A 7,195-nucleotide genomic window follows, 5' to 3' on the forward strand; every position below is an offset into this window, starting at 1 on the left:
TTCGTTGAAGAATGAGATGTTCCATCGTCAGCGATTCGCTACTCGCGCAAGGGCACGGCTGGCGGTCGCGGAGTATATCGAGGTGTTCTACAACCGGAAGAGGCGTCACTCGGCGTTGGGCTATGAGGTCCCTGCCCGGGCGATGGAGTCGTTCTTCGATCGCACCGAGACGGAATCATCGGCAGCCGACCGGGCTGCTTGAGGAAATAGTGTTCTCCTGTCGAAACAACTTGACACAGTCCATTGCAAACCGAGATGGGTTTTGGAGCACTCTTCATCACCCATGAACTGGCCGCAGCAGCTCAAATAGCCGACGAAATAGCCGTCATATCCTGCGGCCAAATCGTCGAATCCGGACCGACCCAAGAAATCTTCGCAACCCCAAACCATCCGTATACGATCTCTCTCCTGGAGACAGCATGACTATCACGCAACGCATCTATCCCGACTACCTCTCCAGCCTGGTCAATGCAGACATGTTCACAGATGTACCCGGACCCGCACCACGACTCATCGACGTACCGCAGTTCACCGGCCCAGGGAACGATGACCTAGAGTGCCGTCCATCGGTGTCAGTTGGTCGAGGCAGTGTCTCCTACGACTTTCCGGGTGTAAACGTCGGATCGGTCGAATACCCGTCCGGCCCGACCGGAGCGACTGTGATCCACATCCCCAAAGGTGCACGAACGGCGTGCGACCCTCGCGGTGGAGCCGTGGGCCTCAGCGGGGGATACTCGTTCAACCACGCGTTCTGCCTGGCGGGCGGCTCCGTGCACGGGCTCGCAGCAGGCTCCGGAGTCAGCCATGAACTACTCCGGCGCTCGGGCAATTCGACAACGTTTGCCGATCTGCCGACCGTCTCCAGCGCAATCATCTACGACTTCTCAGCCCGAAACACAGCTATCCATCCCGACGCTGAATTGGGCATCTTCGGGCTGAACAACGCGAGTAACGGTGAGATAGCAGTTGGTCGTGCCGGAGCCGGTGTCAGTGCCTCGGCGGGAAAAGTCGATTGGTCGAGGGCAGAAATCACCGGTCAAGGCGCAGCTTTCGAAGAGATCAACGGCGTGAAGTTTCTCGCCATCACCGTGCCCAATCCGATGGGCGTCATCATAGACCGGTCCGGTCGAGTGGTCCGTGGAAACGTCGATCCACAGACCGGCCTGCGACGCCATCCGACCGTTGACTTCCTTCGCGCTTTGTCATGTGGGGATGCGCCGCAGGTACAGGCAGGAAACACAACGATCTCAGTACTTATCACCAACCTGCAACTGAGCGACATTGAGTTAAGGCAGCTCTGCCTACAGGTGCACAGCTCGATGAGCCGCGGAATCCAACCCTTCCACAGCTCAATGGACGGCGATACATTGTTCGTCGCCACGACTGACGAAGTCGCCATGCCCGCTCCCAATCCTTCCGTGGGACGCCTGTCAGTGAACAGCTCATCGATGGGAGCGATCGCATCCGAAGTGATGTGGGACGCCGTGCTCACCGCGGCCGCCTGATACTCCCACCACCGTCTAACACGTGACCACAACGAAAGAGATCATGCACACCTACCCCAATTACCCGGCCCCATCCGGCCGAGCCGAAGTCGAGCTCGTGAAAGCTAACCCCTTTGCGTTGCTCATCACAAATGGAGCAGACTGCGAGCATCCTCCGGTGGCTACGCACCTACCCATCGTTTTTCCTCCGGAATCGGGTGCGACAACTGATCTGACCGGACACCGACTATGGGGTCACCTCGGGCGGAAGAACACGCATTGGCAGAGTTTCGCTGAGCAACCTGAAGCCCTGGCCGTGTTCTCCACCTCTCAGGCCTACGTTTCACCTTCCAACTATCACTTCACACCGGCCGCACCCACGCTGAATTACGCAGCGGTCCACCTCACTGGAACAATCACGGTCCTCGAAGACGACGCCGAGTCGCTCGCCGTTGTCGAACGCACGGTTGAAGCACTCGAAGGCCAAAGAGAGTCACCGTGGTCGCCGGAGGGATCACACGAACTCTTCCGCAAGATCATCTCCGGTGTTGTCTCATTTGCATTCGATGTCACAGGGGTGACCAGCATGTTCAAGCTCAGCCAAGACATGCCTGCGCAGGTACACGAGCGAGTTGCGGACGACCTGGATCGTCCGAGTTGTCCACATGCCGACGTGGCCGGCCTCATGCGTCAAACCGGCGTCAGCGAATCAACGGGAGAGGATGGTGAAGATGCGACTGCATGAGATCGACTTGATACCCAGTGCAGGGGACAGCGTAGAGAGTCAGGCGGCGGCATATGGACGACGATTCGAATCTGAGATCCGCAGGAGCGTGAAGCTCTATCAGTCGTTCTTCACCTCGATCGGCATCACTAAAACGACAGTCGACGAAATAGCGGAGTCATGTTTTCAGGCAATCAACGAATGGTATCCACGACTCGCAGTCGAGATACGGACCCTTGCTACGACGGTTGGTCTCGACATTGTTGACCTGATGGCTGTGGTTGCACGAACGGAGGTTCTTGTCGCCGACCCCCTACATGAACGGTCAGAATGCTCGACTGCCGTTGTCTCCGGACCCGACCAACGTCTCAGATCGATCCAGACGTGGGATTGGCACGAACACCTTGTTCCTGCGGCACTCATTCGAAAGCATCGTTCCGCGGGGGGAATAGATGTCGCAACGTTCACTGAGTTTGGAGCACCTGCGAAGATTGGAATCAACAGTGCGGGTCTCGGGCTCAACTTCAACATCCTTCACCATCGCAGCGATCATGCTGGGGGAGGGGTTCCGGTGCACGCGATCGCCAGACGAATACTCGACGAAGCAACGACAGTTGAAGAAGCGATCTCTGTAGGTGCTGGTGCTATCCCAAGCGCCTCGACGGCGCTGACGGTCAGTGATCAGTTAGGATCGGCCGCATCGATTGAGGTGTCGCCGGCAGCATCGACGGCTGTTAGATCAAAGACCGGCGGAAACCTCTTCCACACGAATCACTTCATCGATACGACGCTGTCAGAAGGCGAGAACACGACAGATATTTCTACAACCTACGCTCGATTGGGCCACCTAGAATCGGTATTTCATAAAGTCAGCGATGCCGGCCCAGTAGCCGCTGAAATGGCTGCATGCCTTGCGCGCCCCGCAATTGGCTCCTTAGCCAGTCCGGTATGTATGGTTCCGGATACCTCGCTACCCACATGCGAGCAATGGAAAACATTGATGACAGTCGCGATGAATCCTTCCGGACGAATCATGGCCTGCTTCGCCGGAGCACCCGATGGGTGGAGCTCAGGTGAGATTGTCTATGTAAGTATCTGAACAGACAGTATCGAGTGTCATCTATTAGTGCACGTATCCATTGGACCAGTAGTAGTGCGGCCAACAGTATGTTACGCGTGTCGAATTGCGAATCTGTCAGATCGAGAAGAACAGCGCAATGATCGACGCAACCAGCGCAAGCGTCGGCACGAGATATCCGACTATAGCGTCAAGTGGAGACTGGCCAGCGAAAGGTTGCAGGTACTTGCGCAGGGCGTCCTCTTGGTCCGGGGAAGAACCATTTGTCCCGTTGTCTCTACCATCGAAATCGCTGGACACAGTGAACTCAATATCGCGGCTCTTCTTTGCTGCGCCGACCGAATCAGTTCGCCCGATCACCAAAAGGCCTGCAACATCACGAATGTACTGATCGTAGGTCTGCACAGTTGACGCGAGAAGTGAGTCGACTCCTTCCACAGGGACTGCGAGCATGATCTCTTTGGCCATGGCTGATGCCTGCTTAGTGACGTCGGGACGTACTCCCGAGTTGAAGGTACGTCCGGTTGTGGCGCGGAAGAAGATGCGACCGAGTGCCCCCGAGGTCTCCAGCGCAGCAAGAGCCAGAGAGCGTGTGATGCATCCCGATTCTGGTCGCCTCAGCTTCCCGATCACCCTTGCCTTTCGAAAGAATTCGGTCGCGGGTACCAGTGTGCCGAGAAGCCAGTAGCCGTAAAGCCACAGAGCGAAGCAAACAATCGTCGCGGGAGCGAGTCCGGAGCTCACGAAGTTGGCCCAGTGAGCACTGTCGTCCGAGACTGGCACCACGATTCCTAAGACTGCGATAATGGAGATTATCAGGATCATTACTCCGATCCCTACCGTCCACCCGATCGTGCGAATCAACATCCAAGTTGACATGAGGAGCAGCTTACGGCGGGCCCGTCTAGCCTCGCTCGAGCCTTTCTCGATCTTCGCAATGCTGATGATTCTTTCTGGACTGATTTTGGTACCGATAGAGGCCAGGGGAAGTTTAGGGTGAAGGTCTTGAGCTGTCCTGAATACGGATGCTCCTTTCGGGGTGAGAACTAAGTCAATCGTCAGCCCAAAGAGGGCGAGCTTTCGACAACTGACTCTCTGTGCCGTTGTTTAAGGCGGGCTATGGATGTTCCGCCATAGGCCACACTTCCCGCTGTGAAAGAGATGCGAACCGCGGTTGTGCCTCACTTTCGGAGGTCGTCGATTCGTGTGAATACTGGAGCAAGTTCCTCAAGTGCCCAGGGAACTGACGTCACAGTCGGTGTCGACATGGCAGTGGCCGATACAACATCAGCAGTGACGTAAGTGTCGTTCTGCACGGGAGAGAGCTTGTCCCAGCCTGTGATCTCTGTCGGGTCGGTGCCTATGGGCCACATGATCATCAGATCTGTGTTGAGAAGGTCAATCTTCTCCGGCGAGATGAACGCTCGTCCTTCGTCGCCGCCTGCCGCTTGAATGTCGTCGGGGATGACGATCCCAAGGTCGGAGAGGAACCCGTTGGCAGGGTCGGCTTCGTCCGTTGCTGCCGCCAGTCCGTTCGCGCTGACTTGTCCGAATACTCCTGTTGCGCCTTTGAGTCCTGGATGGTCTTCGCGTGTCTTTGTGATCTGGGCCTCGACGTCGGAGACCAATTCTTCTGCTTGGTCTTTCTGGGCGACGATCTCCCCGGCGATCTTTGTCGTCTCTCGCCAGTCATTGACGACTCCGTCTCCGATGACTCCAACCGTCGGCGCGATCTCGCTGAGGCGGTCATAAGTCTTCTCATCCGGCAGGTAACCTGCGAGGATCAAGTCCGGTTCGGCAGCGCTGATTTCCTCCAGGTGGTCAGCCGTAGTATTCGATGCGGAAAGACCGTCGTAGGTAACTTCCTGTTCTGCCTTCCAGCTCGCCCACGGTCCGCCGCTGTCAAGCTGTTTGGCGTGCATTGCCATTGCCAGGTCGACGTCCAGCTCGCCAAGGGCGTCGCTCCAGGTCTGATCGAGAGAAACGATCCGCTCCGGCTTCACTGGAACCTCGGTCTTGCCTTGTGCATGTTCCACGGTAATCGTTTCGCCTGCTCCGTCACCGCTTGATCCGCTGTCGCTTTCCGCGCTGGCGCAAGCGGAGGTACCCGCGAGTGATAGTGCGAGCAGCGTTGCGCTGATAGCGAGACGTGCGCGGTCTGTCGTAACCAGGCGTGATTGAGTCAAGAGAATTCTCCTTGTGTCAGGGGAGCCACCCGATCAGGTGGCGTAATTAGCTTACCCTACCCTTACTTAGGTAGGATGTAGTCATGGATTCCATCAAGTCTGCTCTTCGCGAGATCGGTCGACAGCGACAACTGCTCACGATGAATCTCGAAGTCCTCGACATCACCGATGTGGCTTCTGGGTTTCGCCGCCTGACCTTGCACGGACATGAAATCGATGGGTATTGCGATCCTCGCGCAGCCGATGCCTTCAAGGTCATGATTCCTCCCCTCGACGCTCCCGACCGTCGATCGCAGGCTCCTGTTCGGGACGTTCAGGGTCTGCCAACCTGGCCCGGGCAAGAGGATCCGTTGCTCCGTGCTCTCACGGTCAGGAGTCTCGATCGCGTCCGACGTCTCATGACCGTCGATGTGTCCAACCACTCCGATGGCCTGCTCAATCTCTGGCTTTCCGCGCTGTTGCCGGGTGACATAGTGTCGCTCAGTGGGATGCGCGTGGAGTGGTATCTGCCGGCTCAGATTGAGCAATTGGTGTTGATTGCCGACGATGCTGGGGCGCCCGCGCTGGCATCGATCCTCGAAGCGCTGCCCGCCGAGTTCGCCTCGGCGGGGACTCGCATCATTGTGCCGGAGTCGACGCGCGAATACGTGGGCGGGGTCGAGGCCGAGTGGTTGGACTCTGCCATGGAATTCGTGCCGAGCCTGAATGATTTCAAAACGGAGGGCGTTGTGGGGAGCGGGGTCCGATCGCAAGTATGGATCGCCGCCGAGACTTCCGCTGTCCGCGCACTGCGCACCGTGGCGAAGCGCGATTGGAATGTGAGCACCCAGGATCTGTTGGCTCGCGCTTACTGGCACCGGGGGCTGAGCGGCACCGCTGTCGATGCCCGCGACCTCGAGCGCTACCGGAGGGCATTGGTCGAAGGTGCGGATATGCACAGCCCTCAGCTTGCCGAAGACATCAGCCTCAACGACTGACAGTCGGGGGAGGTCCGAGCAAGCGCGTACTGCGTTCAAAAGGGCACCGAAGAAATCTGTTGTGCCGAGAGCCTGCTCCGAATGCGAGGGACGCGGAAGCTGGTGTAAATGGCCGGCATAAGTAGTTGAAAAGGGTAAAATATAGGGTCGTTGAGGAGGACCTTTTCAACTGGATCGGAAACTCTGAAGTGCAGAGTGCGATCGTCACGTTTCCTAGATCCTATGTCCCGTAACGTACGAAAGTCCTCTATGAGGACGTGTTCGGTTGGCGGTTCGCAGGTGTACCAACCGGCCCCAGGGCCAGCTACAGGGCAACCGTAGCAGCAGTCAATGACCAGTTCGGATGATTGGTTCAGCCGCAGCTATCAGACGGAATCGGTGTCGTTGCAACTCCCACATGCAAGCCGGAGCGGCAGGTGTTGGTAGCAAGACAAGTGATCCGTCACCTGCTGTGATCGGTCGATGGCAGTTGTGCACCAGGGTGCGGGAGCAATCGTTGAGCAACGACGTGCATCCCTTCTACCCAGTCGAACGGGCCCGGTCGAGCGTGGTTTCTGAATTGGCCAGACAGTCACCACCGAGTGCGAGTGTCGACACGATATTGAGGACGATCTTTGATGGCTCTTCGCGGTTCGTGGTGAATGACCCTGCTGTGGCGGGTATTCACGCTACGGTTCTCGCGGCGCTGGTGAGCAGGATACGCGTCCGGTAGTTCTCCGCGTTGCGGAATCCGCGGCCGGTGCGTT

Annotated in this window: 7 protein-coding genes; 5 read left to right on the forward strand and 2 right to left on the reverse strand. The window is 57.6% G+C overall.

Translation table 11 applies throughout. The annotated features are described in order from the left end of the window. The 4 genes from EB836_RS18565 to EB836_RS17715 form a co-directional block, all read left to right on the forward strand. On the forward strand, nt 1–202 hold a 202-nt coding region (locus EB836_RS18565), incomplete at its 5' end, for an IS3 family transposase (protein WP_240690158.1). 217 nt (nt 203–419) lie between these two features. Then, nucleotides 420–1,505: a P1 family peptidase gene (locus EB836_RS17705; protein WP_096177917.1), complete on the forward strand. Its 1,086-nt coding sequence runs from the start codon at nt 420–422 to the stop codon at nt 1,503–1,505. A gap of 22 nt (nt 1,506–1,527) precedes the next feature. Further along, nucleotides 1,528–2,229, forward strand: a complete 702-nt coding sequence (locus EB836_RS17710; protein ID WP_240518468.1) for an FMN-binding negative transcriptional regulator — start codon at nt 1,528–1,530, stop codon at nt 2,227–2,229. Then, nucleotides 2,216–3,307, forward strand: coding sequence for a C45 family peptidase (locus EB836_RS17715; RefSeq protein WP_205683414.1), 1,092 nt, complete (start codon nt 2,216–2,218; stop codon nt 3,305–3,307). The genes EB836_RS17710 and EB836_RS17715 overlap by 14 nt, the downstream gene beginning before the upstream one ends. Nucleotides 3,308–3,403: 96 nt before the next feature. Here the strand turns inward: EB836_RS17715 and EB836_RS17720 are convergent, their stop codons facing one another. Next, entirely contained in the window at nt 3,404–4,111 is a 708-nt protein-coding gene (locus tag EB836_RS17720; RefSeq protein WP_133067145.1) for a hypothetical protein, read from the reverse strand. A 356-nt stretch (nt 4,112–4,467) separates the two neighbouring features. After that, nucleotides 4,468–5,472, reverse strand: coding sequence for an ABC transporter substrate-binding protein (locus tag EB836_RS17725; protein WP_133066665.1), 1,005 nt, complete (start codon nt 5,470–5,472; stop codon nt 4,468–4,470). Nucleotides 5,473–5,555: 83 nt separating this feature from the next. Between EB836_RS17725 and EB836_RS17730 the strand changes: the two genes are divergently transcribed. Beyond that, the gene (locus EB836_RS17730; protein ID WP_096158701.1) at nt 5,556–6,449 is read left to right on the forward strand and encodes a siderophore-interacting protein; all 894 of its coding nucleotides are present in this window, start codon (nt 5,556–5,558) and stop codon (nt 6,447–6,449) included. The last annotated feature ends 746 nt before the right edge of the window (nt 6,450–7,195 follow it).

Source organism: Brevibacterium sp. S111, from assembly GCF_004745075.1.
Lineage (GTDB): Bacteria > Actinomycetota > Actinomycetes > Actinomycetales > Brevibacteriaceae > Brevibacterium.